At 62.0% G+C, this 26770-nt stretch carries 24 protein-coding genes; 7 read left to right on the top strand and 17 right to left on the bottom strand.

From position 1 onward, the window contains the following. Window positions 1-28: 28 nt before the first annotated feature. Window positions 29-1321: a 4-aminobutyrate--2-oxoglutarate transaminase gene (gene gabT, locus AC3I65_RS09815; protein WP_488523672.1), complete on the bottom strand. Its 1293-nt coding sequence runs from the start codon at window positions 1319-1321 to the stop codon at window positions 29-31. 286 nt (window positions 1322-1607) lie between these two features. On the opposite strand from gabT, the gene AC3I65_RS09810 reads away from it, so the two are divergent. The 3 genes from AC3I65_RS09810 to AC3I65_RS09800 all read left to right on the top strand — a co-directional run bounded on the left by AC3I65_RS09810 (window position 1608) and on the right by AC3I65_RS09800 (window position 4359). After that, window positions 1608-2534 (top strand): 2-hydroxyacid dehydrogenase, encoded by a 927-nt coding sequence (locus AC3I65_RS09810; RefSeq protein WP_107322775.1) that lies wholly within the window; start codon window positions 1608-1610, stop codon window positions 2532-2534. Between the two features lie 215 nt (window positions 2535-2749). Beyond that, window positions 2750-3607 (top strand): GNAT family N-acetyltransferase, encoded by an 858-nt coding sequence (locus tag AC3I65_RS09805; RefSeq protein ID WP_107322776.1) that lies wholly within the window; start codon window positions 2750-2752, stop codon window positions 3605-3607. Between the two features lie 44 nt (window positions 3608-3651). After that, window positions 3652-4359, top strand: coding sequence for a cupin domain-containing protein (locus tag AC3I65_RS09800; protein WP_107323294.1), 708 nt, complete (start codon window positions 3652-3654; stop codon window positions 4357-4359). A 924-nt stretch (window positions 4360-5283) separates the two neighbouring features. On the opposite strand, the gene AC3I65_RS09795 is transcribed toward AC3I65_RS09800, so the two are convergent. The 13 genes from AC3I65_RS09795 to AC3I65_RS09735 all read right to left on the bottom strand — a co-directional run bounded on the left by AC3I65_RS09795 (window position 5284) and on the right by AC3I65_RS09735 (window position 20856). Beyond that, window positions 5284-6363 (bottom strand): tartrate dehydrogenase, encoded by a 1080-nt coding sequence (locus AC3I65_RS09795; protein ID WP_076385398.1) that lies wholly within the window; start codon window positions 6361-6363, stop codon window positions 5284-5286. Window positions 6364-6403: 40 nt separating this feature from the next. Further along, window positions 6404-7861 (bottom strand): NAD-dependent succinate-semialdehyde dehydrogenase, encoded by a 1458-nt coding sequence (locus AC3I65_RS09790; RefSeq protein WP_488523671.1) that lies wholly within the window; start codon window positions 7859-7861, stop codon window positions 6404-6406. Window positions 7862-8128: 267 nt separating this feature from the next. Next, window positions 8129-9286, bottom strand: coding sequence for an acetylornithine deacetylase (argE, locus tag AC3I65_RS09785; RefSeq protein WP_281459357.1), 1158 nt, complete (start codon window positions 9284-9286; stop codon window positions 8129-8131). Continuing rightward, window positions 9283-10437 (bottom strand): NAD(P)/FAD-dependent oxidoreductase, encoded by a 1155-nt coding sequence (locus AC3I65_RS09780; protein WP_076385404.1) that lies wholly within the window; start codon window positions 10435-10437, stop codon window positions 9283-9285. The genes argE and AC3I65_RS09780 overlap by 4 nt, the downstream gene beginning before the upstream one ends. Continuing rightward, the gene (locus AC3I65_RS09775) at window positions 10434-11825 is read right to left on the bottom strand and encodes an FAD/NAD(P)-dependent oxidoreductase (RefSeq protein WP_439125668.1); all 1392 of its coding nucleotides are present in this window, start codon (window positions 11823-11825) and stop codon (window positions 10434-10436) included. The genes AC3I65_RS09780 and AC3I65_RS09775 overlap by 4 nt, the downstream gene beginning before the upstream one ends. Continuing rightward, window positions 11807-12115, bottom strand: a complete 309-nt coding sequence (locus tag AC3I65_RS09770) for a (2Fe-2S)-binding protein (RefSeq protein WP_281459359.1) — start codon at window positions 12113-12115, stop codon at window positions 11807-11809. The genes AC3I65_RS09775 and AC3I65_RS09770 overlap by 19 nt, the downstream gene beginning before the upstream one ends. Then, window positions 12112-13956, bottom strand: a complete 1845-nt coding sequence (locus AC3I65_RS09765; RefSeq protein WP_305468131.1) for an ABC transporter ATP-binding protein — start codon at window positions 13954-13956, stop codon at window positions 12112-12114. Before AC3I65_RS09765 ends, AC3I65_RS09770 begins: the two co-directional genes overlap by 4 nt. 1 nt (window position 13957) lies before the next feature. Next, entirely contained in the window at window positions 13958-14833 is an 876-nt protein-coding gene (locus tag AC3I65_RS09760) for an ABC transporter permease (protein WP_488523670.1), read from the bottom strand. Then, window positions 14830-15786: an ABC transporter permease gene (locus AC3I65_RS09755; protein ID WP_076385414.1), complete on the bottom strand. Its 957-nt coding sequence runs from the start codon at window positions 15784-15786 to the stop codon at window positions 14830-14832. Before AC3I65_RS09755 ends, AC3I65_RS09760 begins: the two co-directional genes overlap by 4 nt. A gap of 45 nt (window positions 15787-15831) precedes the next feature. Further along, entirely contained in the window at window positions 15832-17475 is a 1644-nt protein-coding gene (locus tag AC3I65_RS09750) for an ABC transporter substrate-binding protein (protein WP_107322316.1), read from the bottom strand. A gap of 86 nt (window positions 17476-17561) precedes the next feature. After that, window positions 17562-18836: an NAD(P)/FAD-dependent oxidoreductase gene (locus AC3I65_RS09745; RefSeq protein WP_076385417.1), complete on the bottom strand. Its 1275-nt coding sequence runs from the start codon at window positions 18834-18836 to the stop codon at window positions 17562-17564. A 36-nt stretch (window positions 18837-18872) separates the two neighbouring features. Continuing rightward, window positions 18873-19541, bottom strand: coding sequence for a haloacid dehalogenase type II (locus AC3I65_RS09740; protein WP_076385419.1), 669 nt, complete (start codon window positions 19539-19541; stop codon window positions 18873-18875). Window positions 19542-19971: 430 nt separating this feature from the next. Further along, window positions 19972-20856: a LysR family transcriptional regulator gene (locus AC3I65_RS09735; RefSeq protein WP_305468129.1), complete on the bottom strand. Its 885-nt coding sequence runs from the start codon at window positions 20854-20856 to the stop codon at window positions 19972-19974. Between the two features lie 94 nt (window positions 20857-20950). Between AC3I65_RS09735 and AC3I65_RS09730 the strand changes: the two genes are divergently transcribed. The 3 genes from AC3I65_RS09730 to AC3I65_RS09720 all read left to right on the top strand — a co-directional run bounded on the left by AC3I65_RS09730 (window position 20951) and on the right by AC3I65_RS09720 (window position 24211). Continuing rightward, complete coding sequence (locus AC3I65_RS09730; protein WP_488523669.1) at window positions 20951-22087, top strand: DSD1 family PLP-dependent enzyme; 1137 nt, start codon at window positions 20951-20953, stop codon at window positions 22085-22087. After that, window positions 22077-22475, top strand: coding sequence for a RidA family protein (locus AC3I65_RS09725; RefSeq protein ID WP_454864873.1), 399 nt, complete (start codon window positions 22077-22079; stop codon window positions 22473-22475). Before AC3I65_RS09730 ends, AC3I65_RS09725 begins: the two co-directional genes overlap by 11 nt. Window positions 22476-22750: 275 nt before the next feature. After that, window positions 22751-24211 (top strand): aldehyde dehydrogenase family protein, encoded by a 1461-nt coding sequence (locus AC3I65_RS09720; protein WP_076385427.1) that lies wholly within the window; start codon window positions 22751-22753, stop codon window positions 24209-24211. Window positions 24212-24226: 15 nt separating this feature from the next. On the opposite strand, the gene AC3I65_RS09715 is transcribed toward AC3I65_RS09720, so the two are convergent. Then, a complete protein-coding gene (locus AC3I65_RS09715; RefSeq protein WP_047227679.1) occupies window positions 24227-24619 on the bottom strand; it encodes a GFA family protein in 393 nt (130 codons plus the stop codon). 33 nt (window positions 24620-24652) lie between these two features. After that, a complete protein-coding gene (locus AC3I65_RS09710) occupies window positions 24653-25579 on the bottom strand; it encodes a LysR family transcriptional regulator (RefSeq protein WP_076385429.1) in 927 nt (308 codons plus the stop codon). A gap of 131 nt (window positions 25580-25710) precedes the next feature. Here AC3I65_RS09710 and AC3I65_RS09705 point away from each other — a divergent pair, with 131 nt between their 5' ends. Further along, the gene (locus AC3I65_RS09705; RefSeq protein ID WP_047227681.1) at window positions 25711-26115 is read left to right on the top strand and encodes a RidA family protein; all 405 of its coding nucleotides are present in this window, start codon (window positions 25711-25713) and stop codon (window positions 26113-26115) included. Window positions 26116-26276: 161 nt separating this feature from the next. On the opposite strand, the gene AC3I65_RS09700 is transcribed toward AC3I65_RS09705, so the two are convergent. Then, a complete protein-coding gene (locus AC3I65_RS09700; RefSeq protein WP_047227682.1) occupies window positions 26277-26756 on the bottom strand; it encodes a VOC family protein in 480 nt (159 codons plus the stop codon). Window positions 26757-26770 lie beyond the last annotated feature (14 nt).

Below are 26770 nucleotides of genomic sequence, written 5' to 3'. Positions count from 1 at the left end.
CCTGGCAAACGCCATGAACACCAGGCCTTCAGCCCATGACCCGTGCCAGCGCAGCGTCGAGAATCTGCAAGGCCTCATCGACCTGCGCCTCGCTGGTCACCAGAGGGGCAAGGAAGCGCAATACGTTGCGGTACACTCCGCACTTGATAACCAGCAATCCACCGGCCCGGGCTTCGTCGATCAAGCGCTGGTTGAGGTCGGCATCCGGGGTGCGCGCCAGGTCATCCTTGATCAGTTCGATCGCCAGCATGAAGCCGCTGCCACGCACGTCGCCAATGCGCGGGTAGCGGGTTTGCAGACGTAACAGCCCCTGACGCAGACGCTCGCCCAGGGCTTCGCCACGGGCCAACAGGTGTTCCTGCTCGTAAGCGTCAATCACCGCCAGCGCCGCCGCGCACGACAGCGCGTTACCGCCATAGGTGCCGCCCAGTCCACCAGGCAGCGGCGCATCCATGATTTCGGTCTTGCCGACCACACCCGACAGCGGCAAGCCGCCGGCGAGGCTTTTGGCGACGGTGACCAGGTCTGGCTGGATGCCGGCATGCTGGAAGCCGAACCATTTACCGGTGCGACCAAACCCGGTCTGGATCTCATCAAGAATCAGCACAATGCCGTGTTTTTCCGTCAGCGCGCGCAGGCCTTGGAGGAACTCGACGGGCGCCGAGAGGAAACCACCGTCGCCTTGCACCGGCTCGATGATGATTGCTGCGACCCGCTCAGGTGCCACTTGAGTCGCCAACAGTTCGTCCAGCGCCTGGAGCGCCATTTCGCTGGTGACACCCCGATAGGCATTCGGATAGGGCGTATGAAAGACCTCCGGCGCGAACGGCCCGAAATTCTGTTTATAAGGCTGGCTCATGCCGGTGAGCGTGGTACCCAGCAACGTCCGGCCATGGAAGCCGCCGCGAAAGGCGATCACCGCCGAGCGCTGAGTGTAGGCTCGGGCGATCTTCACCGCGTTTTCTACGGCTTCGGCGCCTGAGGTAAAGAACGCCGCCTTATAGGCTTGCTCACCCCCGATCATTTCGCACAGGCGCTTGGCCAAGTCCAGATAAGGCTGGTAGGCCACGACCTGGAAACAGGCATGGGTGACTTTTTGCAGTTGGGCTTGCACCGCCGCGACCACCTTGGGGTGATTGTGGCCGATGTTCAGCACACCGATGCCGCCGACGAAGTCCAGGTAGCGCTTGCCGTCCACGTCCCACAACTCCGTGCCCTGGGCCCGGTCGATCACCAGCGGATGGGCAGTGACCAGGCCACGTGGCACGAATTGATCGCGCTGACGGAGCAGACTTGGGGTTTCTTCGACTTTACTGTTCATGGCATTTCCCATCGTGAGCCTCGCAACCAGGAAGCGGCTGCGGTGTGTTCACAGGTTAAGCGTTCGACACGATTGTCTAAGCCGAACTTGGTCGTTGAGAAATTCGGATCGACTGTTTACACCCCGACAAACAGCAGAATCCTCCAAGGGCGCCTCGCACCATGGAATCTACCGGCAGAGGTGCCTTGCAACGCAGCCTCGTGCTGCTGCACAGGCCCTTTCGACAGATCCTGCTCTGACATTGAGGCATGCTTGATACTTCCCTTTTACATGCGAGAAATGCCCCATGGCCCTGCTGTATAAAGCTGACCCGGTCCGCGGCGAACAATGGCAGCGTCTGTTCGCCAAACATGCCCCGGATATCCAATGGCGTGCCTGGCCGGACATCGGCGATCCTCGGGATATTCGTTACCTGGCGGCCTGGCAGGCACCGGACGATATCGAAACCGTGTTGCCCAACCTAAAAGTGCTGTTCGCCTTGTCGGCGGGGGTCGATCAACTGGATCTGGGGCGCTTGCCGGCGACGCTGCCGGTGGTGCGATTGCTCGACCCCGGCATCAGTCAGGGCATGTGCGAATACGCCAGTTTCGCCGTACTCAGCTTGCACCGCGACATGGTGCGCTATCGCCAGCAACAGACCGAGCGGTGCTGGCAAGCACACCGGTTGGTGCCTGCGCAGCAGCGCCGGGTCGGGGTCATGGGCCTGGGGTTGCAGGCCCGTCACATACTCAACACCCTGAAGCCCTTTGGTTTCGCCTTGTCGGGCTGGGCGCGCAGTGAACATCACATTGATGGAGTGGAGTGCTTTGCCGGAACCGGGCAACTGCCGGCCTTCCTCAGCCAATGCGATATTGTGCTGTGTGTCTTGCCGCTGACCGAACAAACCAAGGGAATTCTCAACCGTCAGTTGTTCCAACACCTGCCCAGGGGCGCGGCCCTGGTCAACATGGGCCGCGGAGGGCATCTGGTAGAAGCGCATTTGCTTGAAGCGCTTGCCAGCGGCCAGCTGAGCGCGGCGGTGCTCGACGTACTGGAACAGGAACCGGCCGCGCCGGATCATCCGTTCTGGAACCATCGGCAAATAATACTGACGCCCCATATCGCAGCGATGACTCAACCCGAAAGTGCGTTTGGCGTGTTATTGGACAATATTCGCCGCCACCAACGGGGCGAAACGATGCTTGGCCTGGTGGACCGTGAGCGCAGCTACTGAACCGTGCGTGACGAGGTGCATCGAGCAAAAAACCATCCGGTATTTACTGCTGGCCCGGCCGCTGATTTGAGCAAGAAATGTGGCCGCAAGAGGCGTTGCAGAAGGAACCTGCCGAATCGTTTTGCGACCCTTGTCAGGCCTGCTTGCAGGTGAGATACAAGCATCACCCGCGGATAAATCCGACCGTTTACACCCTCTCTCAATGGTGATCTGCCATGTCCACTTCGAAACGCCCTGACTACGTCTATCGTGCCATGACCGCCACCGATGTCCCCTCGGCACACGCCTTATCCGTGCAGTTGAAATGGCCTCATCGTCTGGAGGACTGGGCGATGCTGCAGCGCGTCGCCCAAGGTTTTGTCGTTGAGGATCAGGGCCGTTTGATCGGCACTGCATTCACCTGTGCCCAGGGAGACTACGCCACCATCGGCCTGGTGATCGTCGATGACGAATACCAGGGCCAGGGGATCGGTCGCAAACTGATGGAACTGGCCATTGAAGCGTGCGGCTCGCGTACTGCCATCCTCAATGCGACGCTGGCCGGTGCCCCGCTGTATGCCAGCCAGGGATTCGTTGACTTTGGGCATATCCAGCAACATCAGGGCCTGGCTTTACCGCCTGTACCGCAGGGGTTGGCCGACGACGAACGCTGCCGCGCGCTGACCGAAGCCGATCACGCTCAAATGATCAGACTGGCCAATGCGGGAAGTGGCCTGGACCGTCAGGCCGTGCTCACCGATCTGTTCGATGTCGTTGAGCATGCAGTGGGTATTGAGCGGGACGGCCAGTTGTGCGCTTTCGCCCTGCTGCGCCCCTTCGGTCGTGGCCGTTGCATCGGTCCGGTCATCGCGCAGAACCCTGAACAGGCCCGGCATCTGATCGCCGTGTTGCTGGCACGGGTGCCGGATGCATTCGTTCGGATCGACATTCCTTCCGACACGGGGCTGGGCCCCTGGCTCGAAGAAGCGGGCCTCAAGCAGGTCGACACCGTCGCCCAGATGGCTCGTGGCACGCCCCCGCAAGCGACCGGCTCAGTGCGGCAGTTCGTGCTGGTGACCCAGGCCGTTGGCTGACAAATCCCATCGCTTATCCAGGTCTTTTTTGGAGAATCATGTTCATGCCCGAACCCACTGCAGTGCTGTTGGCGCATGCCGACGGCAGCCCCGCCTCAACCTCGTTCACCCCAGGCTCATTGGGGGCCAATGATCCGTTCGACAGGCTCATCGCTTATGCCGGGGCGGATGGCATCGCCGCTGGTGTCGTCCGGGCCAGCGGTCGGTTCAGTAGCGACCAGTATCCCTTCAGCGAAATGATCGTGGTGCATGCCGGAGGCGTTGAACTGCGCAGCCAGGCACAAACGCTGCGACTCAGCGCCGGTGAAAGTGCGGTGATCGCCCGTGGTACGGCGGTTGAGATCGACGCGCAACCCGAGTCTTTCTGGGCCTTCTGTGCCGATACCCAGCGCGTGAATGCCAGCGAGCCCGGGCTGACAGCACTCCCGACGCACACGATGCTCTCGCCTTCGGCGGCCCCCGACGACGCAATACTGCTCAGCCCACCCCCGCAATGTCGCTCGCACAATCTGTTTGTCGAAAAAGCGACCAACCTGCGCATTGGGATCTGGGACTCAACGCCGTACACCCGCCGGACCAGGCCTCACAAGCTGCATGAACTGATGCACCTGATCGAAGGCAGCGTCACCCTGCAGACAGCCGACGGAAACGACCTGACGGTCAACGCCGGCGATACCGTATTCGTCCCCCTGGATGCACCCTGCGCCTGGGACAGCAGCGTTTATGTACGCAAGGTCTACGTCGTCAAATAGCACCGCTATCGCGAGCAGGCTCGCTCCCACAGGGGATCTGCGGTGGATGTGAATCTTGCGGTCACCCCAAAAAAACTGTGGGAGCGAGCCTGCTCGCGATGGCGACGGCACTGTCAAAATCCCCGCTGACTGACACTCCGCTATCGCGAGCAAGCTCGCTCCCACAGGGGATCTGCGGTGGATGTGAATCTTGCGGCCACCCCGAAAAAACTGTGGGAGCGAGCCTGCTCGCGATGGCGACGGCACGGTCAAAAACCCCGGTGGCTGACACCCCGCTATCGCGAGCAAGCCCGCTCCAACAGGGGATCTGCGGTGGATGTGAATCCTGCGGTCACCCCAAAAAAACTGTGGGAGCGAGCCTGCTCGCGATGGCGACGGCACTGTCAAAATCCCCGCTGACTGACACTCCGCTATCGCGAGCAAGCCCGCTCCAACAGGGGATCTGCGGTGGATGTGAATCTTGCGGTCACCCCAAAAAAACTGTGGGAGCGAGCCTGCTCGCGATGGCGACGGCACGGTCAAAAACCCCGGTGGCTGACACCCCGCTATCGCGAGCAAGCCCGCTCCAACAGGGGATCTGCGGTGGATGTGAATCTTGCGGTCACCCCAAAAAAACTGTGGGAGCGAGCCTGCTCGCGATGGCCGCGGCACAGTCGAAATCCCCGGTGACTGACACTCCGCTATCGCGAGCAAGCTCGCTCCCACAGGGGATCTGCGGTGGATGTGAATCGTGCAGCCACCCCGAAAAAACTGTGGGAGCGAGCCTGCTCGCGATGGCGACGGCACTGTCAAAATCCCCGGTGACTGACCCTCCGCTATCGCGAGCAAGCTCGCTCCCACAGGGGATTTTGAGTTTTGCGATCGAACTCCAAAAAAAAGCCCGCAGTGTGAGCGGGCAAAAAGGTGTCACAGGTTAGTAAAGCGTCAAAGCGCCGCAACGATGGCCCTGCCGACATCCTGGGTCGAGCCCTGTCCGCCCAGGTCGGGGGTGATCGGCCCTTGGGCAATCACTTGTTCAATGGCCTTGAGAATCCCGTCATGGGCGGCGCGATAACGTTCATCACCATTGCCCAGGAAATCGAGCATCAACGCCCCTGACCAGATCATCGCAATCGGGTTGGCGATGTTCTGTCCATAAATATCCGGCGCCGAGCCATGCACCGGTTCGAACAACGACGGGAAGCGCCGCTGCGGATCGAGGTTGGCCGACGGCGCGATGCCGATGGTGCCGGCGCAGGCCGGGCCGAGGTCGGAGAGGATGTCGCCGAACAGGTTTGACGCCACCACCACATCAAAACGGTCCGGCTGCAGAACGAAACGCGCACACAGGATATCGATGTGCTGTTTGTCCCATTGCACATCCGGGTACTGCTCGGCCATCAACGCCGTGCGCTCGTCCCAATACGGCATGCTGATGGAGATCCCGTTGGACTTGGTCGCCGCGGTCAAGCGCTTGCGCGGTCGGGTCTGGGCCAGATCGAAGGCGAACTTGAGAATCCGATCGACGCCGCGCCGGGTGAACACCGACTCCTGGAGCACGAACTCATGCTCGGTGCCTTCAAACATCTTGCCGCCCACGGAGGAGTATTCGCCTTCGGTGTTCTCACGGATCACCACGAAATCGATATCCCCCGCTTCTCGCCCGGCCAAGGGGCACGGCACGCCCGGGAACAGTCGCACCGGGCGAATGTTCACGTACTGGTCGAAGTCGCGGCGGAACTTGAGCAGCGAGCCCCACAGGGAAATGTGATCCGGCACTTTGTCCGGCCAGCCCACGGCGCCGAAGTAGATCGCATCGAAGCCCTTGAGTTGCTCGAACCAGTCAGCGGGCATCATCTGCCCGTGTTCCAGGTAGTAGTCGCAGTGGGCCCAATCGAGCACTTCGATGCTCAACGACAACTGCCATTTTTTCGCGGCCTGCTCCAGTACCCGAAGCCCTTCAGGCAGGACTTCCTTGCCGATGCCATCGCCGGCGATGGCAGCGATTCGAAATGGTTTGCTCATCAATCGTGGCTCCCTGGTAGGTGTGCAAACAATGGACACATCACAGCCCACCGATGTGGAAGGCCTTGATTTCAAGGTATTCATCCAGGCCGTACTTGCTGCCTTCACGGCCCAGGCCCGACTGTTTGACACCACCGAAGGGCGCGACTTCCATGGAAATGAGTCCAGTGTTAAGACCGATCATGCCGAACTCCAGTCCCTCGCCGAACCGCCATGAGCGGCGCAGATCCTGGGTAAAGAAATAAGCCCCCAAGCCATACGGTGTGGCGTTAGCCAGCGCCAGCGCCTCTTCCTCGGTGGAAAAACGCATCAGCGGCGCAACCGGGCCAAACGTTTCCTCACTGGCCAGCAACATGCCAGCGTGGGCCTCGCCAAGCACCGTGGGCTGGACGAACTGGCTGTCACCCTCGGGAATGCCGCCACAGAGCAGACGCGCGCCCTGACTCAACGCATCATCGATATGCCGAGCGACTTTGCTCACCGCCGCCATGTTGATCAGCGGACCGATCATCACGTCGGCCTCCAGGCCATTGCCGACCTTGAGCTTGCCCACTTCTTGCACCAGGCGCTCGGCGAAGCGCTGGTAAATACCGTCCTGCACCAGGATGCGGTTGGCGCAGACGCAGGTCTGGCCAGCGTTGCGAAACTTGCTGAGCATGATCCCGGCCACGGCCTGCTCCAGGTCCGCGTCGTCAAACACAATGAACGGCGCGTTGCCGCCCAGCTCCAGGCTCAGGCGCTTGATGTGTTCGGCGCTCTGGCGCATCAGCAGGCGACCGACCGCCGTGGACCCGGTGAAGGAAATCTTGCGCACCGTCGGGTTGCCGGTCAGTTCTTCGCCGATGCCCGCCGGCATGCCGGTCACCACGTTGAACACTCCCGCCGGAATCCCGACCCGCTCGGCCAGCACCGCCAGGGCCAGGGCCGACAAAGGTGTCAGGTCCGACGGTTTGACGATCACCGGGCACCCCGCCGCCAAGGCTGGCGCGCATTTGCGGGTGATCATCGCGTTGGGGAAATTCCACGGAGTGATCGCCGCGCAGACACCCACTGGCTGCTTGAGGGTGAGCAGACGACGGTCGCCGCTGGGGGCCGGGATGGTTTCGCCATAAACCCGGCGAGCCTCTTCGGCAAACCATTTGGCGAAGCCGGCGCCGTAGCGAATTTCGCCTTTGGCTTCGTTCAGCGGCTTGCCCTGTTCAAACGTCATGATCAGCGCCAGATCGTCCAGGTTGTCGATCATGGCCTGATACCAACGCTCCAGCAGCACCGCGCGTTCCGCCGCCGGGCGCGCACGCCAGGCCGGCCAGGCACGCTCGGCGGCGTCGATGGCACGCCGGGTTTCCACCCCCTGCATGGCCGGCACCCGAGCGAGCACTTTGCTCGTGGCCGGGTTGATGACGTCGAGCGTGGCGGCGTCATCGGCACCGATCCACTGCCCGTCGACGTAGGCGAGTTCTGCTAAAAGGCTGGGGTCTTTCAATTGATTCTTGAGCATGATCGCGTCCTGTTCCGAGGTATTTCCAGTCTAGGGAGATGCCGCGGATGAGGATGCTGAAAGCGGGTTTTGGGCAGTGTTGGATGCTGAAGTTTCGAGGTGGGACGGCAGGCTCTACCGAAGCCCCAGGCTAAACACCGAAACCTGTGGGAGCAAAGCTTGCTCGCGATTGCGGTGGATCAGACACTGATCAAGACCATGTCATCGTTCATCGCGAGCAAGCTGTGCTCCCACACGAGTACTCCCACATTTTGTTCTGTGTATGGCTTAGATTTTCAAGGAGCCCAGCAACCCTTCCAGAAACCGCTCCCCCGCTTCCATCTGGCTGATTTCAATGAACTCGTCGGGCTTGTGCGCCTGCTCGATGGAGCCCGGGCCGCAGACCACCACCGGCACATCCAGGCGCTGCTTGAACAGCCCTCCCTCGGTGCCGAAGGAAACCTTGGCGGTGCCGGTGTCCGCTGCGGCGAAGTTCTTCAGAAAGCGCACCGCCTCAACGCTCGGATGAGTATCCAGCCCCGGATAGACGTTCAGGGTTTCGATCTCGATGTCCGCCACGCTGGAGAGTTTCCTGGCCTCGCGCACGATCACTTCGGCGTGCTCGCGCAGTTGCTCGAGGAACTGATCCAGATCGTCGGCCGGCAGGTTGCGCACTTCGAAATCCAGGGTGCACAGGTTTGGCACGATGTTCAACGCCTTGCCACCGACAATCTGCCCGACGTGCACGGTGCTGTAGGGCACGTCGTAATCGGCGTCCCGGGCGCCCTGCTCTTGCAGCTGCTGCTGGCTCTGGCGCAACGCGGCGATGAAGTCGCAGGCCACATGAATCGCATTGACCGAACGCGGCGCCAGGGACGAGTGCGCCTCCAGGCCACGGCAGTAAGTGCGATAAGAGCCTTTGCCCTTGTGCCCGAGCACGAACTGCATGTTGGTCGGCTCGCCGATCACGCACAAAAACGGCCGCACCGGTGCCAGGTGCAGCACGTCAAGCAAGCGGCGTACACCCACGCAACCGATTTCCTCGTCATGGGAGAGCGCCAGTTGCAGCGGTCGGTTCAGGGGATGGTCGGCGGCATCGAGCATGGCATCGATGGCCAAGGCGATGAACCCTTTCATGTCGCAACTGCCACGACCGTACACCCGCCCGTCCCGCACCGTCGCCTGGAACGCCGGAACGGTCCAGGCCTGCCCCGCCGCTGGCACCACGTCGGTATGTCCGGACAGCAGGATCCCCGGCAATTCCCGTGGGCCGGTACTGGCGAAAAGGTTGGCCTTCTTGCCGCTTTCATCCTTGACGATCAGCGACTCGATGCCCTTGCTCAGCAGCAGTTCGCGCACGTACTCGATCAGGGCCATGTTCGACTCTGAAGAGACCGTTTCAAACGCCAGCAGGCGTTCGAAAATAGCTAGCACGCGAGGTTTCATGAGGCTTTGCTCCGTTGCTCGGCAGTGGGGGCGAACCGGCGAATGGAGAACGGTTCGATCGAGGTGCTGGTACTGCCGGTGCTGATCAGCTCGGCCATGACGTCGCCAACCCCTGGCCCGAGCTGAAAGCCGTGGCCGCAGAAACCGAACGCATAATACAAGCCGTCCACGTTGCCGCTGGGGCCCATCACCGGCAGGGAATCGGGCAGATAACCTTCGATGCCGCTCCACACGCGAATGATGTTCAGGTTGCCGACGCCTGGGAGCAAGCGACGCATCTGGTCAAGCTGGTTGAGAATGCTGCGCGGCTCGACATAGGCCCGGCGGTTGAGCATGTCCGGCTTGCTGCGATAGCCGCCACCGATGACGATGTTGCCCCTGGGAATCTGCCGGAAATAGATCACTTCCTCAGGAATTTTGGTGTACACGCCGATCACCGTCGGCAAGGCATAAGGCACCGGTTCGGTGACGGCCATCTGTGGGCCGTTAGTGTCCAGCGGCACCGGCTCACCAAACTGCGCCGAGAGTTTCTGCCCCCAGGCACCCGCCGTAATCAGCAGTTGAGCGGCGCTGAACTGACGGCCATCGGTGGTTGTGACACTGAAATCACCATTGGCCTTCTGCACTTCAGCCACTTCTGTCCGCTCCTCGATGCGTGCGCCGAGTCGCCGCGCCGCCCTGGCAAACGCCGGGGCCGCCAGACGTGGGTTGGCGTGACCGTCGTGCGGCGCATAGGAGCCGCCCTTGACGTCTGGCCCGAGGAACGCAAAACGCTCGTGCAGCTCAGCGCCACGAAAGATCTTCAAGTCCAACTGCTCTGCCTCAGGGGCGTCGGCATAGGCTTGCAGTTCGGCGATCTCCTCTTCGCGATAACACACGCGCATATGCCCGCTGGCGATGAACTCCAGGTCGTCGTCGATCAGTTCCGGCAGGCGCTTCCACAGCGCCCAGGAACGATTCGCCAGTTCCAGCTGGCCAAGAAAACGCCCCTGGCGCCGCACGTTGCCGAAGTTCACGCCACTGGCGTACTGACCGATCTGGTCACGCTCCAGCAGGATCACCGACTGGCCCCGCTGACGCAGGAAAAATGCCGCCGCCGAGCCCATCAAACCACCGCCGACGATGACCACATCAGCTTTATTGACCGTCATGGCGTCACCTCCCGAGTGAGCATCGAAAGCGGTTTGACCGGCGCCTGTCCGCGTTGCCGGCCCACTTCCTGAACGTGGACACCGGCGGCTGCGGCAATGACCTCGGCCCCGGCCTGAGAGCAATAACGCCCTTGGCAGCGGCCCATGCCCACCCGACTGAAGGCCTTGGCCCGGTTGACTTCACAGGCGCCCTTTTCACTGACGGTACGGCGCAATTCGCCGGCGCTGATCATCTCGCAGCGGCAGACAATGGCCTCATCCGGCAAGGCTTTGGCTTGCGCGGCGGGCCAGGGAAACGCCTGGGCCAGACCGAGACGAAATTGATCCATGACGTTGAGCGCCTGACGCTGCGCGGCGACCTGCGCGACGTCCACCGGTTGCTGCAAATCGCTCAACAACGCCAGGGCGACCAGGCGCCCGGCATGCTCGGCGGCATCAGCACCACGGATCTTCGACCCATCTCCGGCGGCATAAACACCGCTGACCGAGGTCCGGCCGTCTTCGTCCGTGTCCAGCCACCATTGGCCTGAAGCCTCGTCAAAACGCAGAGCACAACCGGCCAGGTCGGCCAGCTGGGTTTCCGGGCGCAGGTGATAACCCAGCGCCACCGCGTCGCAATCCACGGTCAAGGTTTCACCGGCCGCCGTGCGTACCCGCACGCCACTGACGCCGGAAGTCGCCTCACCCAACACTTGCAACGGAGAGACACCCAGGTGCACCGGGATTTTCGCCCGATACAATTGAGCCAACAGCTTCATGCCGGTAAACAGCAATCCGGGGCGCGCCATGAGTTTGGGCAAGGCTTTGATGCGCAGGCCCAGCGGCGCGGTGTCCAGCACCGCCGCCACGTTGGCACCGGCCTTGAGGTATTGGCTGGCAACCAGATACAGCAGCGGCCCGCTGCCCATGAACACCACGCGGTGGCCGATGGACACCGCCTGGGCCTTCAAGGCTATCTGCGCCCCACCGAGGCTGTAGGTACCGCCCAACTGCCAGCCCTCGATCGGCATCAAGCGGTCAGTGGCGCCGGTGCAAAGAATCAATGCATCGTAATCCACCGTCGAATGCAGGCCCTGGCTGACGCAGCACAGTTGCCCGGGCGTAAGGTTCCACACCAGCGTGTCCGGACGATAGTCAATCTGTGGGCGCAAACGGTCGAAGCTTTCGTGCAAGTCCCGGGCTTTGTCCGCCTCGGTGCCGTAAAGCGTGGCGTAGTTGCGGGTGAAGCCTTCAGGCTGGCGCCGGTAGATCTGTCCGCCGTCACGACGATTTTCGTCGATCAGGATCGGCTTGAAGCCCGCCGCGACCAGGGTTTGGGCGCAACGGATGCCGGCCGGCCCGGCGCCGACAATGACGACTCGATGATTGCTCAGCCGCGCAGTGGCCATATCGCCTCCGGTTGCTTGGTGATGATGTCCAGCCCTTCGCGCACTTCATTGGAACAGGCACGCAGCCGTTCGCCGCTGCGGGTCCAGACCCAGCAATCCTGGCAGGCGCCCATCAGGCAGAAACCGGCCCGGCTGCCAGGATCGAACTCCGACTGGCGCAACGCCGGGCCCCGAGTCAGCAATGCGACCATGAGTGTGTCCCCCTGCAAGGCTTCGATGGGTTCGCCATCGACTTTCAAATGGACGACGGGCCGGCCCTGCTCGGCCAACCTCACGAAACGAGCGTTCATGCGTAGGCTCCCATGATCATGCTGTTGGCATCCTGTTGGCTCTTGAGCAGCTCGGCGCTGTCGTGATGGCAGAGGACTTCACTGCCACCGTCGATGATTCGCCGGGGTGGCGCGGTGTGGTTGCACAGGCCATCGACCCGCACCGGGCAGCGATTGAGGAACGTGCAGAGCGCCGGCTCAGTGGCCTTTGCTCCCAAAGCGGGCAGCGTGCCGCAGGTGGTGGTGCCACAGTTTTCCAGCCAGCCCTGGCGCAATTCCGGCACCGAATGGATCAGCAGGTCGGTGTAAGGATGAAAGGGTGGCTGGGCGAACGATTGCCGGGTGCCCTCTTGAACCTTGTGGCCGCTGTACATCACCACAATGTCGTCGCACAGCGCCCGCACCGTGGAGATGTCGTGACTGATGAACAGGTACGAAACCCCCAATTGCTGGCGCAGGTCGCGCAGCAGCTCGAGGATGGCCGCGCCGACCACCGTATCGAGTGCCGAGGTCACTTCATCGCACAGGATCAGATCCGGCTTGGCCGCCAGCGCCCGAGCCAGGTTGACCCGCTGTTTTTGCCCGCCTGAGAGTTCGCTCGGGCGGCGTTCGGCCAGGTCCCGAGGCAAACGCACCAGGTCCAGCAACTCGCCGATACGTTCACGTAGCGCCGCGCCCTTGAGGCCGAAATACATCTTCAGTGGCCGGCTCAGAATGTTGCTGACGCTGTGCATCGGGTTGAGCGCGGTGTCGGCGTTCTGGAAGACCATTTGGATGCGCCGGAATTGCTCGTCAGTGCGCTCGGACAGGCTGCCGCCCAAGGGTTGACCGTCAAACGTCAACCCGCCGAGGGCCGGGGTCAACAGCCCCGCCACCACCCGGGCCAGGGTTGATTTGCCCGAGCCCGATTCGCCGATCACACCGATGGCCTGGCCCCGGCGCACGGTCAGGTCGATGTCTTCCAGCACCCGGATCGACGGCATGCCCTGTTGATTCTTGTTGCCGTAGCCAGCGGTCAAGCCCTGGATAGTCAGCAGCGGCGCATCGCCAGCCACGCCGCAGGGCGGACGGATCGTCGTATCCGGCCGCGCCGCCGCCAGCAGGCTGCGGGTGTAGGCGTGCGCCGGGCCTTTGAGCAGTGGCGCGGTGGCGCTCTGCTCGAAGATCTGCCCGCCGTTGAGCACCACGATCTGATCGGCCATCTGCGCGACGACCGCCAGGTCGTGAGACACATAGACCGCCGTCGCGCCCCGCTCGCGCACAACGCGCTTGAAAGCGCGCAACACGTCGATCTGGGTGGTCACGTCCAGGGCTGTAGTCGGTTCATCGAGCACCACCAGCAGCGGATCGCTGATCAGCGCCATGGCCGCCATCACCCGTTGCAGTTGCCCACCGGACACCTGATGGGGATAGCGTTGGCCGATGCGCTCGGGATCGGGCAGCGCCAGGTCGCGGAACAGTTCGATGGCCTTGGCTTCCAGTACGGGCCGGCTGCCCAGGCCATGAATCAACGCCCCTTCCACCACCTGGTCGATGAGTTTTTTCGCCGGGTTGAACGCCGCGGCGGCGCTTTGGGCGATATAGGACACACGATTGCCGCGCAGACTTTGCAGCTCGCCTTCGCTCAACGCCAGCATGTCATGTTCGCCAATCTGCACCACGCCACCGGCCAGGCGACAGCCGCGCCGGGCATAGCCGAGCAACGCCAGGGCTATGGTGGTCTTGCCGGAACCGGACTCGCCGATCAGCGCCAGCACCTCACCTTTCTCCAGGGAGAAACTCACGCTCTTGACGATCTCCACCTCACTGCGCTCGCCGCAAGCGACTACCCGCAGGTTTTCGACTCGGATCAATTCGCTCATTTCAATGCCCCCCCGTACGTCGACTACGTCGCGAAGACAGGCGGTCGATAAACAGATTGACGCCAATGGTCAGGGTGCCGATGGCCAGGGCCGGAATCACGATGGCCGGCGCTCCCTGATTGAGCCCGCCAATGTTTTCGCGAACCAGCGAGCCCAGGTCGGCATCCGGTGGTTGCACACCCAGGCCGAGGAAGCTCATGCCGCTGAGCAGCAGCACGATGAAGCCGAAACGCAAGCCCAAGTCAGCCAGCACAGGGTTGAGCATGTTGGGCAGGATCTCCACGCAAGCGATGTACAATCGACGTTCGCCACGGGTGCGGGCCACTTGCACGTACTCCAGCGCCTCGATGTTCACCGCCATGCTGCGGGCAATACGGAACGCGCCCGGCGAGAAGCTCAGCACCGCCGTACACACCAGTAAAGTCACCGACGAGCCAAATGCCGAGACCATGATCAACGCCAGCATCTTGCTCGGGATCGAAATAAAGGCGTCCATCAGGCGACTGATCAGCTCATCCAGCCACTTGGGTGATACCACCGACAGCAGTGCGCAACTGGTCCCCAGCCCACTGGCCAGGACCGCAGCCACCAGCGCAAGGCCCACGGTGAACTGTGCGCCGACCAGCACCCGACTGAGCATGTCGCGGCCCAGGTAATCGGTGCCTAACGGATAAGCGACGCTGAGGCTGTCGAAAACATTGTCAGAGACCACTTCCCCCACCGGGTGCGGTGCCAGCCACGGACCGAAGATCGCCACCAGCAACCAGAAGACACACATCGCGGCGCCCACCAGTCCCAGCCAGGACGTGGCGTGAGCGTCTTTGCCCAACGCCAGAGCGACCGCCGCGGTCGGGGATTTCCCAATGAGATTGTTCATTGATTTCTCAGCCTCGGGTTGGAAAGGATCGCGCACAGATCAGCAATCAACACCAATGTCAGGTACGCGGTACAAAACAACATGGTGCAGGCCTGGACCAACGCCATATCACGGTTGGTCACGGCATCGACCATCAGGCTGGCAATGCCGGGATAGTTGAAAATTGTCTCGACGATCACCACCCCGCCCAGCAGGTAGGACAGACTCAAGGCGATGGCATTGGCGATAGGCCCGATGGCGTTGGGCAACGCATGACGCAGTACCACCCGCACCGGGCTCACACCTTTGAGACGGGCCATCTCCACGTAGGGGCTGTCGAGTTGATCGATCACCGCCGCCCGGGTCATGCGCGCCATTTGCGCGATGATCACGCAACACAGGGTCATGACCGGCAAGGCGTAGGTGCGCATGAATTGCCACGGTGAGGTGATCTCGCTGGAATAGGACAACGCCGAGAGCCAACCCAGGTTCACCGCGAAAATCAACACTGCCAGGGTGGCGACCAGAAACTCCGGTACCGCCACCATCATCAAGGTAAAAAAGCTGATGAAGCTGTCGACGCGACCACCACGCCCCATCGCCGAACCAATGCCCAGGGTCAGTGCCACTGGCACCGATACCAGCGCTGTGGCGGCCGCGAGCATCAGGGTGTTGGGCACCCGTCCGGCCATCAGTTCCGTGACCGGCACGGCGTTGGACACCGACACGCCCATGTCGCCGCTGAGCAGGCTCGTCAGCCAATGCAGGTAACGCAACACACCCGGCTGATCGAGGCCCATTTTCACCCTCAGGGCCGCCACCTGCTCCGGCGTGGCGAACTGTCCCAGGGCCTGTTGCGCCGCGTCTCCCGGCAACACCGCCGTGATGGCGAACACCACCATCGAGACGATCAACAACGTCACGATCGCGGCGCCCATGCGCCGGCCGATCAACCAAAGTGTGCTGCTATTCATCCGCCTGCCCTCCTGCCCTGTCACCCAGCCAATACCCGGCGTTCATCAGGCGTCCAGCCAGACTTGCTCGGAGAACATGTAGCCCATGAAACCGCCCAGCGGGTTGGTGCCATAGCCTTTGACGCGCTGATCGACACCGTCGATGTTGCTGATAAACACCGGGATGCCGATGCCGCAGTGGTCATGCACCAGGGTCTGCATGTCGGCGTACATCTTGCCGCGCTTGACCTCATCAGTTTCGCCGCGGGCCTGGACCAATAGCTGATCGAACTGCGGGTTCTTCCAGGCGGACTCATTCCACGGCGCCGTGGACTGGAAGAACTGCGAGAACAGCATGTCGGCGTTGGGCCGCGGGTTGATATTGCCGAAGCTGATCGGGTGCTTGGCCCAGTGGTTGGACCAGTAGCCATCGCTCGGCAGGCGGTTGACATTGAGCTTGAGCCCGGCCTCCTTGGCCGATTGCTGCAGCAACACGGCAACGTCCACCGAGCCGGTGGCAGCCGGCGAGCACATCACCGGCATGGTGATACTTTCCATGCCCGCCTTCTTCAGCAGGAAACGCGCTTTTTCCGGGTCATAGGTCCGCTGTGGCAGGTCAGCATTGAAGAACCGTGCGCCGGGGGCGATCGGATGATCGTTGCCGACCCTGGCGTAGCCACGGAAGATTGCCGACTTGATCTGTTCACGGTCCAACAGCAACTTCATCGCCTGAGTGAACTCCGGGCTCTGGCCCGGCATCTGGTCCTGACGAATGATCAAGTCAGTGTAGTTACCCGACGGCGAGTCCACGACCCGATGGCCAGCACTGTTCTTGATACGAGTGGTGGAACGCGGGTTGACCTCGTTGACAATCTGCACATCGCCCGATAGCAGCGCGTTGATCCGCGATGGCTCGTCGGGAATGCCGATGAACTCGATCTCGTCCAGATACGGCAGGCCGGGTTTCCAGTAATTGGTATTGCGCGCACCGATGGAACGCACTCCCGGCTTGAATTCCTTGACCTTGAACGGACCGGTACCGATGCCCTGGCTGAAATCGCTGGTGCCTTCAGGCACGATCAACAGATGGGAGATGGCCAGGACCGATGGCAGCTCGGCATTCGGGCCGCTCAGGCGTATCTGTACTTCATGGCTGCCGATGGCCTTGACCTCGGCGAACTGCGACGCCAGCGGCAAGACCTTGGATCCCGTGATCGGATCCTTGTGTCGCAACAGGGAAAACACCACGTCAGCGGCGGTCAGCCCCTTGCCATTGTGGAAAGTCACTTCCTTGCGCAGGGTAATCACCCAGAGCGTGGCGTCTGTCGTGTCGATGCGCTCGGCCAGTTCGAGTTGCGGCACCATGTGACTGTCGAAGCGCGTCAGGCCGTTGTAGAACATGTAATGACGCACGTAGTCGGTGGACGATGAGCCTTTGGCCGGGTCCAGGGTGTCGGCGGTGGAACTGGAGATGCCGGCGACGCGGATACGCCCGCCCGGCTTGCCTTTGCCCGGGCTTGCCGCTTCTTCGGCGAACAGCTTGCCGGCGGCGCCGAAGAGGCTGCCTGCACCTGCTGCGGCCACACCTGCCAACCCCAGCATCTGCAATGCATTGCGGCGAGACATGCCGCGATTGAGCCCTTCGAAAACACGCAGACTTTCTGTACCGGTGATCAACTGGTCTTCAATGCCATTTTTGTTGTCAGTCATGTCAGTTCTACCTTTCGGAAAATGATAGGGCTCGATTGCGCACGATTAACGCAACGTGGTTGAAACGCCAAACAACGCCATGAAACTCAGTGCAGGTAGTCCTGCAGGCGGTAATACGCGCCTACCAGCGGCAGGAACCAGGGTTTGCCGAAATGCCCGGGAATGGCCGGCCAATCCAGCTCGCGCCAAGGGTTGGCCTCGACCTCGCCGGCCATGACCTGGGCCATGACCTGCCCCATGTGCACCGACATCTGCACGCCGTGGCCGCTGTAGCCCATGGAGTGATACACCCCCCCATGCTGGCCGGCCCGGGGTAAACGGTCGGACGTCATGTCCACCAACCCGCCCCAGCAATAGTCGATCCTGACGTGGGCCAGCTGCGGGAACATCTGCACCATCGCCGCTTGCAGCACCTTGCCGCTCTTGGCGTCGGAAACGCTGTCAGACATGGCAAACCGCGCCCGACCGCCAAACAACAGCCGGTTGTCCGGCGTCAGGCGAAAGTAGTTACCGATCATGCGGCTGGTGACGTAGGAGCGACGCGCCGGCAGCAAGCTGTCGATCAGCGCCTGGGGCAACACTTCGGTGGCAATGACGAAGCTCCCCACCGGTACGATTCGCCGCCGGTACCAGCCCAATCCGCCTTGCTGACAGGTGCCGGTGGCCAGCAGGATCTGCGAGGCCTGCAGCGCGCCCTTGCTGGTGTTGACCTGATAGCCGCCTGTGTTCGCCTTCCAGTCCTTCACCGACACGCCCTGGAACACCAACGCCCCGTGACGGGCCGCCGCCTCGGCCAGGCCGACACCGAAGCGCCCGACATGCATCTGCACGCCGTTGCGCTGCAGCAGGCCACCGTGGAACTGGGCCGAATTGACCTCCGCCCGCACCGCTTGGGCAGACAGCAACTCGACGTCGGCATCGACTTCCTTGCGGATCAACTCACAGGTGCGCGCCAGTCCTTCGTAGTGCAACGCTTTGGCGGCCAGTTTGAGCTTGCCATGGCGAGTGAGATCGCAGGCAATCGCTTCCTGCTCCACCAGCGAAACCACACTCTGTACGGCGCTTTCATAGGCCAGGTAATAAGCCCGCGCTTTATCGGCGCCGAGGCTGGCGGTGAGTGACGCGTAGTCTTGGGCAACGCCGGTGTTGCACTGACCGCCATTGCGCCCCGACGCTTCGCCAATCACCCTGCCTGCTTCCAGCACCGCCACGCTGGCCCCCTTCAAGGCCAGGGCCCGGGCCGCCGCCAGACCGGTGAAACCACCACCGACAATGGCCACGTCTACCCGCCCGGGCAATCCGCCGAGCTGGGCACCGGTGAAGGCCGGTGCGGTATCGAGCCAATAAGACTCACTGCCCATGTCTAACCCCTTTTCACCTTGAAGAGTGCGCTCAACTCAGAGCCCGACCAGACCGGCCAAACCGCCGATGTCCGGGATTTGGTGGTAGCCATACACAGCGTTCGCCGGCTGCTCATGACCGCGGGCGACGAAGGCTTTGTTCTTGATCTTCATGTCGTGGGCCGACATCAGGTCGTAGCGAAAGCTGGACGAGACATGCAGCACATCCTCCGGCCCGCAGCCGAGGTTATCGAGCATGAATTCGAAGGCCGCCAGGCGCGGCTTGTAGGCCTGGGCCTGCTGGGCGGTAAAGACTTTATGGAAAGGCGCGCCAAGCTTGTCGACGTTGGACATGATCTGTTCGTCCATCGCGTTGGAAAAAATCACCAGGGGAATCTTGTCGGCGATTTTCGACAGACCCGCCGGTACATCGGCGTGAGGGCCCCACGTGGGCACGGCGTCGTAATAGAGCTGGCCTTCGCCCCGATATTCGACACCCCAGCGCTTGCAGACCCGCATCAGGGACGTCTTGATGATTTCATCATAGGGCCGCCACTCGCCCATCACCTGATCCAGACGATAAGCGGAGAAATCCTTGACGAACTGGTCCATCTGCCCGGCATCGACACGATCGGCGAACAGCTCGCGGGTCATGGTGCCCATTTGGAAGTTGGTCAACGTGCCGTAGCAGTCGAAGGTGATGTACTTGGGTCGAAGAAAGCTCATGAGTGCGGTCCTGGATTTGTTGTTGAAGGCAATGCCGAGGCAAACATTGATGCCGTTCGTGAAGCACCGGTACAACGCTGCATCACGTTTTTATTACAACACCATGAGACCGTGGATAAACGGTTAAAAATACCGGCCGCTTGGTACAAACCACCGTTTTGCAGGGCTCGCTCAGCAGACTTTGCGGGATGCTCCAGACACGGGCGTTGCACCCGTGTTTCTGTGGGTTTGCGGACAGTTATGGTGCGTCTGGCGACGCAGTGAAGGCCGCTTTGCGGCAGAATCTACGCCTGCAGCGGGCCGTTCCAGCATCCAGGTTGAACGGGCCGCCGCTATCGCGAGCAGGCTCGCTCCCACAGGGTTTTGATGGGGCAGCCACCTTTGTGTTTGCCACAGATTCATTGCCGGAGTGAGCCTGCTCGCGATGGCGTCAGGCTTTCAACTCAGCCTCAAGAAAACTCACCAACGCCTGCACCCGAGCGCTGCGAACTTTGCGCGACGGCACCAGCAGGTTGATCGATGCGCTGTCGAATTGCCAATCAGCGAGCACCCGGACCAGGTTGCCCTCGGCGATGGCTCTGCTGACATCCCATTGCGAGCGCAGCACCAGGCCCAGCCCCTCTTCGGCCCAGCGTCGGGCCACGCTGCCGTCGTTGCTCAGCAATGCTGGCTGGATGCGCAGGGTCTTGCGCTCCTGCTCATTGCGCAGATGCCACAGCGTGACGTCCTCATCGTTTTCGCGAATGCAAATACAGCGGTGCTCAGCCAGTTGCTCCGGTGAAGACGGCGTGCCGTGCCGCTCCAGGTAGGCGGGGCTGGCGCACAACCAGCGGGCATTGTGGCTCAGGGGCCGGGCGACCCACTGGCTGTCACTGAGGTTGCCGATGTGAATCACCGCATCACTGTCGTGACGATCAGGCCAGGGCGTTTCCCGTAGATCCAAGTGCAGGCACAACTGTGGGTGCAACCTGGCAAAACGCGCCAGCAACGGCGCGATGCGTTGCCGTCCATAGCCGAACGGCGCCGCCAGCCTGAGGGTGCCGGCCAGTTGATCGTCCGGCTGTTTGAACGATTCGGGAAGCGCCTCCAGTTGCTCCAGCAACAGCGCGCTCTGGCGGGAGAAGCGCTCGCCATCGGCGGTGAGGCTCAAGCGCCGAGCATCGCGGTTGGCCAGGGTCAGGCCGAGCAGTGTCTCCAGTTTGCGTAAGCGCATGGACAACGCAGGTGGCGAGACATTGAGGGCCCTGGCCGCTGCGCTCAACGACTCGGAGCGCGCCAGCGTCACGGCCATGCGCAGGTCTTCGATGCTAATCATTCAGTTCAACTTAATGATTGATGACGCAGCATTGAACCACGACTTCACGATCACTGAGTAGAGTCGCCCTGTCCCTATCCATCGAGTGCTGCTCATGACCGCCTCAATTCCGCTCCTTGATACCCCTGTCGCGCTCATCGATGTACCGCGCATGCAGCGCAACATCCAGCGCATGCAGCAACGCATGGACACCTTGGGTGTGCGTCTACGGCCCCACATCAAGACCAGTAAATGCCTGCCCGTGATTCAGGCGCAGATCGCCGCGGGCGCCAACGGTGTCACCGTGTCTACCTTGAAGGAGGCGCAACATTGTTTCGCAGCCGGCATCCAGGACATTTTCTACGCCGTGGCCATGGCGCCCGGCAAACTGGCCCAAGCCCTGACGCTCAGGCGCCAAGGCTGTCGCTTGAGCATCCTCACGGACAGCCTGACGGGGGCCCAGGCCATCGTCGATTTCGGCCAGCAGCACGATGAGCGGTTCGAGGTCTGGATCGAGATCGATTGCGACGGCCATCGGTCCGGCGTACGGGTCGAGGACGATTCACTCGTGGGCATCGCCCGGCTACTTGATGAAGGCGGCATGCAGCTTTGCGGCGTGATGACCCACGCCGGCTCCAGCTACGAACTCGATACGCCCGACGCGCTGCAAGCCTTGGCCGAACAGGAACGCAACCTCTGCGTCCGTGCAGCCCAACGCATTCGCGAGGCCGGGCTGGCCTGCCCTGAGGTGAGCATCGGCTCCACACCCACGGCGCTGTCGGCACAGAACCTGGAAGGCGTCACCGAAGTTCGCGCAGGCGTCTATGTATTCTTCGACCTGGTGATGCACAACGTCGGCGTCTGCCAGGCAGGCGAACTGGCGCTGAGCGTGCTGACCAGCGTCATCGGTCATCAACAGGAAAAAGGCTGGATCATCACCGATGCCGGCTGGATGGCCATGAGTCGTGACCGGGGTACGCAGCGCCAGTCACGGGACTTCGGCTATGGACAAGTGTGTAGCGAAACCGGCGACTGGATCGACGGCGCGCTGCTCACCAGCGCCAATCAGGAGCACGGCATCATCACCCTGACGAACGCCGAGCACGTGGATATCACCGCGCGGTTTCCCATCGGCAGCCGCCTGCGCATCCTGCCCAACCATGCTTGTGCCACTGGCGCACAGTTCCCTCATTACCTCGCCTGTGATGCCACGGGCCAAGTGCACAACTGGAGCCGTCTGCATGGCTGGTGAAATCGGGTTTATCCATACCATTCACGCCGCAGCGCCGCGTGGACATTACACCCAGGCGCTGTCGTACCAGGGCGTCCTGTATGTGTCCGGGCAATTGCCGGTACGCGCCGATGGCAGCCACAGCGTCGACCAGCCCTTCGAGGTCCAGGCCGCCATCGCCCTGGAAAACCTGCTGGCGATTCTCGACGCCGCTGGCCGGGGACCGAGGGATCTGGTGAAGGTGACGGTCTATGTCGCCGGCATCGAACACTGGCCGGCCTTCGACCGAATCTATGCCCGCTATCTGGGCGAGCACCGCCCCGCACGCGCCGTGGTGCCCGTCCCGGCGCTGCATCATGGCTACCTGATTGAAGTCCAAGCGCTAGCGCGCGACGCAAGCCATTCCTAAGGGAAGTGGATGCCCCTGTGGAGCGGGATCGAAAGCCAATGCCTGAATCGGCCAGCGTCGCCAGCACTGGCAAGCTTGTCTGAACCCAAGGGCTACGCCCTGAAACGGATGCCGCTACGTTTTTGCCAAGTTAGCGCGCCAGATACAGCAGATTCTCCTTTGCCAACGTCGAGAACGGCACAATTGATCAGGGCCGCTTTGTTAGTTTATTGAGCAGACACGGCATAGCGACCTGCAGCAGGCCATGCCATAAACGCTCTATGGGAGCCCGTTGGATGACAACCCGATCTTCGAACAGCTACACCCTTGATCCGCACACAACCAGACAGCTTTATATCAATGGTGACTGGTCGTCCCCGGCACATGCGGCCACCTTGCCGGTGATCAACCCGGCCACCGAAGAGGTTGTTGCCCAAGTCGCCCAAGGGTCGTGCGAGGATGTTGATCGGGCGGTCGCGGCGGCGCGGGCGGCCTTCCCCGGCTGGTCCTCGACTTCGCCAGCTTCGCGCGCGCTGGTGATCGGCAGAATCCATGAACTGATCCTTGAACGAAAGGAGGCGCTGGCCCAGGCGCTCTCTCTGGAAATGGGCGCGGCCATCGGTTTTGCCCGGGCGATGCAAGTGCCACTGGCGGCCGAGCACGTGCGCGTGGCCCGCGATGTGCTGTCCAGCTATTGTTTCCAGAAGGTCGAAGGCGGCACAGCCATTACCCGCGAACCCATCGGCGTCTGCGGTCTCATTACGCCGTGGAACTGGCCGCTGTATCAGATCACCGCAAAAGTCGCTCCGGCCATTGCGGCGGGTTGCACGGTCGTTCTCAAACCCAGCGAACTGTCGCCCCTGAGCGCCCTGCTCTTCGCGCAACTGGTGCATGACGCGGGCCTTCCTCCCGGTGTCTTCAACCTGGTGAACGGCAGCGGTGCCGAGGTCGGTGCGGCCATGGCGGCGCATCCCGATATCGACATGATCTCCATCACCGGCTCGAACCGCGCAGGCGCGTTGGTGGCCCAGGCGGCCGCCCCGACGGTGAAACGCGTGACCCAGGAGTTGGGCGGCAAGTCACCGAACGTGCTGCTGCCAGACGCTGACTTCGACAAAGCCGTGCCACCGGGGGTGATGTCGGCGTTTCGCAATGTCGGCCAGTCATGCAGCGCACCAACCCGCATGATCGTGCCAAGAAACAGGTTAGCGGAGGTCGAAGCCCTGGCTGCCGCCACCGCCAATGCGATCATCGTCGGTGATCCGCAATCGGAAGAAACCATCCTCGGTCCCATCGCCAATCAAGCCCAGTTCAAGCGCGTGCAGGCCATGATCGAAGTGGGCCTGAACGAGGGTGCAAAACTGCTGTGTGGTGGGCCAGGCCGCGTGCAGGGTTTTGCAAAAGGCTTCTACACGCGCCCCACTGTGTTCTCCGAGGTGGACAGCGCCATGCGCATCGCCCAGGAAGAAATCTTCGGCCCGGTGCTGTGCATCATCCCCTATGACACGGTGGATGAAGCGGTCGCCATCGCCAACGACACCGTCTATGGGCTAGGCGCTCACGTTCAGGGTCAGGACCTTGAACAGGCGCGCAGCGTTGCCTCGCGTATCCGCGCAGGGCAAGTGCTGTTGAACTATCCGGCGTGGAACCCGATGGCGCCGTTCGGTGGCTACAAGCGTTCCGGCAATGGCCGTGAGTATGGTCTCCATGGGTTTGAGGAGTACCTGGAGATCAAGGCGATTGTGGGCTTTGGCTAAGACCCGCTACCGCGCCTACTCCTCGGAGCGCCCCTTACCCTCACGATCATGCGGGTAGTGCCTGGTGAACGGAAACGCCGGCAACCAGGACTCACGGCGCACGGTCCAGCTTTCGTAGGTGGGCATCAGTTGATCCGGGGCATCCAGCGTTCCCAGGTTCACTTCCACCTCGTCGCCGCTACGGGCAAACACCGACGAGCCGCAGCGCGGGCAGAAGAAGCGCCCGGCGTAGTCCCGGGTTTCGCCCTCGATCGTCACGGCATCCTGGGGGAACACGGCGGAGGCGTAGAAGAGCGCCCCGTGATGCTTGCGGCAGTCGAGGCAGTGGCAAAGACCAACCCGGTACGGGCGCCCCGAGGCTTGGATGCGAACGTTGCCGCACAGGCAACCGCCGGTGAATTGGTCCATGGTACGTCTCCTCTGCAGTCATGTGGTCGGGTTTCATGACCCGGATCGGTCGAGAACAGGCGCATGCTGTGCCATCAACTCCACCACCCATTCAATGAACACCCGCAACTTGGCGCTGATGTGTCGGTTAGGAGGATAGGCCACGTAGAGCGGCATCGGGTCGAGGCGCCAGTCTTCGAACAGGCGCACCAACTCACCTCGCGCCTGGTGGGATCTGGACATGTACTCGGGTAGCCAGAGCACACCCAACCCCGCCAGGCCGGCCGCGAGGTAGGCGTTGCCATCATCGACGGCCAGTGCGTAGCGTCCTTTGATGTGCAAATGCTCGCCGTGGTTGTGCATGGCGTAAGGGAGCGGTTTGCCGGTGCGCGCCCAGAGGAAGCCGACGATGCGATGCTGGGAATCTTCCAGTTCTCGCGGATGCGCAGGCGTGCCCACGCGCTGCAGATAGCTCGGTGCGGCAAACACGCCAAGGGCCAGGTCGCCGACGCGCCGGGCGATCAGCGACTGATCCGTCAGCTCGCCGCCGCGCACCACGCAATCGACGTTTTCATCGAGCATGTCGACGATGCGGTCGCTTGCGCCCATGTCGATCTGAATGTCCGGGTATCGCGCGTAAAATTGCGGCAATGCCGGCATCAGGATCATGGTCGCCAACGGGCTTGGCACGTCCACTCGCAATCGCCCTCTGGGCAGTGCCTGAGCGCCGGACAGGCTGGTCTCGGCATCGTCCATGTCGGCCAGCAGGCGAATCACCCGCTCGTAATAAGCGGCGCCGTCAGCGGTGACGTTGACCTTGCGCGTGGTGCGGTTAAGCAACTTGACGCGCAGCCGGGCCTCCAGTTGCTGCACCAGTTGGGTCACGGTGGTCTTGCTCATGTGCAGTGTTTCGGCGGCCTTGGTAAAGCTGCCCGCCTCCACCACTCGAACGAATGCTTGCATCGCGTCGAAACGATCCATTGCTGCCCCGGGTGTTCGTCAGATTGTTTGGATTTTACAAACAGTGATCGCCAAGGTTGCTCGTTTATCGTCCGCGCACAAGCCCCTAGAGTGTTTTCAACATTGAATCCGACCCTTTGATGGAGGCACCCATGACACAGCGCGATGTAGTTTTCCCCGCCGGACGCCAGGCACTTTATGAGCGTAATCGCTATTCGCCGGCGATTCGTTCCAATGGCTTTTTGTTCGTATCGGGGCAAGTCGGCAGCACCGAAGACGGCTCGCCAGAGCCTGAACTGGAGGACCAGGTTCGGCGGGCGTTCAACAACCTGAAGGCGATTCTCGCCGCCGCCGATTGCACCTTTGATGATGTGGTTGACGTCACCGTGTTCATCGTCGACCCCGAATCGACATTCGAAACGATCTGGAAAGTGGTGCCCGAATTCTGGGGCAGCGCACCGCACCCGACGCTCACGGCGGTGGGGGTGACCTGGTTGTATGGTTTTCAGTTCGAGATCAAGGTGATTGCCAGGTTGCCTGAAACCGCCCAGGGGTGAGCTGACTGGCGGTGGGTCAGGTTGCGGCTGTTGAATGTCCCGCCGTCTTCGCGAGCAGGCTCGCTCCCACAGGGGATTGTGTTGACCCACCCATCGAGACCGACACAGATCCAATGTGGGAGCGAGCCTGCTCGCGATAGCGGACTGTCAGCCTGCGCCGCTCAACCTTTCAACGCTGCTTCGATGGCCGCGATGTCGATCTTTGTCATCTCCATCATGGCTTCGAACGCGCGCTTGGCCGCTGCCTGATCGGGATTGGCTATCGCGGCGGTCAGCACGCGCGGGGTGATCTGCCAGGACAGGCCCCACTTGTCCTTGCACCAGCCGCAGGCACTGGCCTGGCCGCCATTGCCGATAATCGCATCCCACAAGCGGTCCGTTTCGGCCTGGTCATCAGTCGCGACCTGGAACGAAAAAGCCTCGGTATGCTGGAACGCCGGGCCTCCGTTCAGCCCCAGGCAGGGAATGCCCATTACCGTGAACTCGACCGTCAGCACATCGCCCTGCTTGCCCATCGGGTAGTCACCGGGGGCGTGATGAACAGCCTGCACCGCACTGTCCGGGAACGTCGCGGCGTAGAACTGCGCAGCCTCCAGCGCAGCACCGTCGTACCAGAGACAAATCGTGTTTTTGTTATTCATCCGATCTCTCCGAG

The organism is Pseudomonas sp. N-1-13, assembly GCF_057787095.1.
This window is presented reverse-complemented; position numbering and strand designations above follow the sequence as displayed.

Excerpts from the sequence above, each read along its gene's own strand:
- gabT (WP_488523672.1), bottom strand. The coding sequence starts at position 1,321 with ATGAACAGTAAAGTCGAAGAAACCCCAAGTCTGCTCCGTCAGCGCGAT.
- AC3I65_RS09810 (WP_107322775.1), top strand. The coding sequence starts at position 1,608 with ATGGCCCTGCTGTATAAAGCTGACCCGGTCCGCGGCGAACAATGGCAG.
- AC3I65_RS09805 (WP_107322776.1), top strand. The coding sequence starts at position 2,750 with ATGTCCACTTCGAAACGCCCTGACTACGTCTATCGTGCCATGACCGCC.
- AC3I65_RS09800 (WP_107323294.1), top strand. The coding sequence starts at position 3,652 with ATGCCCGAACCCACTGCAGTGCTGTTGGCGCATGCCGACGGCAGCCCC.
- AC3I65_RS09795 (WP_076385398.1), bottom strand. The coding sequence starts at position 6,363 with ATGAGCAAACCATTTCGAATCGCTGCCATCGCCGGCGATGGCATCGGC.
- AC3I65_RS09790 (WP_488523671.1), bottom strand. The coding sequence starts at position 7,861 with ATGCTCAAGAATCAATTGAAAGACCCCAGCCTTTTAGCAGAACTCGCC.
- argE (WP_281459357.1), bottom strand. The coding sequence starts at position 9,286 with ATGAAACCTCGCGTGCTAGCTATTTTCGAACGCCTGCTGGCGTTTGAA.
- AC3I65_RS09780 (WP_076385404.1), bottom strand. The coding sequence starts at position 10,437 with ATGACGGTCAATAAAGCTGATGTGGTCATCGTCGGCGGTGGTTTGATG.
- AC3I65_RS09775 (WP_439125668.1), bottom strand. The coding sequence starts at position 11,825 with ATGGCCACTGCGCGGCTGAGCAATCATCGAGTCGTCATTGTCGGCGCC.
- AC3I65_RS09770 (WP_281459359.1), bottom strand. The coding sequence starts at position 12,115 with ATGAACGCTCGTTTCGTGAGGTTGGCCGAGCAGGGCCGGCCCGTCGTC.
- AC3I65_RS09765 (WP_305468131.1), bottom strand. The coding sequence starts at position 13,956 with ATGAGCGAATTGATCCGAGTCGAAAACCTGCGGGTAGTCGCTTGCGGC.
- AC3I65_RS09760 (WP_488523670.1), bottom strand. The coding sequence starts at position 14,833 with ATGAACAATCTCATTGGGAAATCCCCGACCGCGGCGGTCGCTCTGGCG.
- AC3I65_RS09755 (WP_076385414.1), bottom strand. The coding sequence starts at position 15,786 with ATGAATAGCAGCACACTTTGGTTGATCGGCCGGCGCATGGGCGCCGCG.
- AC3I65_RS09750 (WP_107322316.1), bottom strand. The coding sequence starts at position 17,475 with ATGACTGACAACAAAAATGGCATTGAAGACCAGTTGATCACCGGTACA.
- AC3I65_RS09745 (WP_076385417.1), bottom strand. The coding sequence starts at position 18,836 with ATGGGCAGTGAGTCTTATTGGCTCGATACCGCACCGGCCTTCACCGGT.
- AC3I65_RS09740 (WP_076385419.1), bottom strand. The coding sequence starts at position 19,541 with ATGAGCTTTCTTCGACCCAAGTACATCACCTTCGACTGCTACGGCACG.
- AC3I65_RS09735 (WP_305468129.1), bottom strand. The coding sequence starts at position 20,856 with ATGATTAGCATCGAAGACCTGCGCATGGCCGTGACGCTGGCGCGCTCC.
- AC3I65_RS09730 (WP_488523669.1), top strand. The coding sequence starts at position 20,951 with ATGACCGCCTCAATTCCGCTCCTTGATACCCCTGTCGCGCTCATCGAT.
- AC3I65_RS09725 (WP_454864873.1), top strand. The coding sequence starts at position 22,077 with ATGGCTGGTGAAATCGGGTTTATCCATACCATTCACGCCGCAGCGCCG.
- AC3I65_RS09720 (WP_076385427.1), top strand. The coding sequence starts at position 22,751 with ATGACAACCCGATCTTCGAACAGCTACACCCTTGATCCGCACACAACC.
- AC3I65_RS09715 (WP_047227679.1), bottom strand. The coding sequence starts at position 24,619 with ATGGACCAATTCACCGGCGGTTGCCTGTGCGGCAACGTTCGCATCCAA.
- AC3I65_RS09710 (WP_076385429.1), bottom strand. The coding sequence starts at position 25,579 with ATGGATCGTTTCGACGCGATGCAAGCATTCGTTCGAGTGGTGGAGGCG.
- AC3I65_RS09705 (WP_047227681.1), top strand. The coding sequence starts at position 25,711 with ATGACACAGCGCGATGTAGTTTTCCCCGCCGGACGCCAGGCACTTTAT.
- AC3I65_RS09700 (WP_047227682.1), bottom strand. The coding sequence starts at position 26,756 with ATGAATAACAAAAACACGATTTGTCTCTGGTACGACGGTGCTGCGCTG.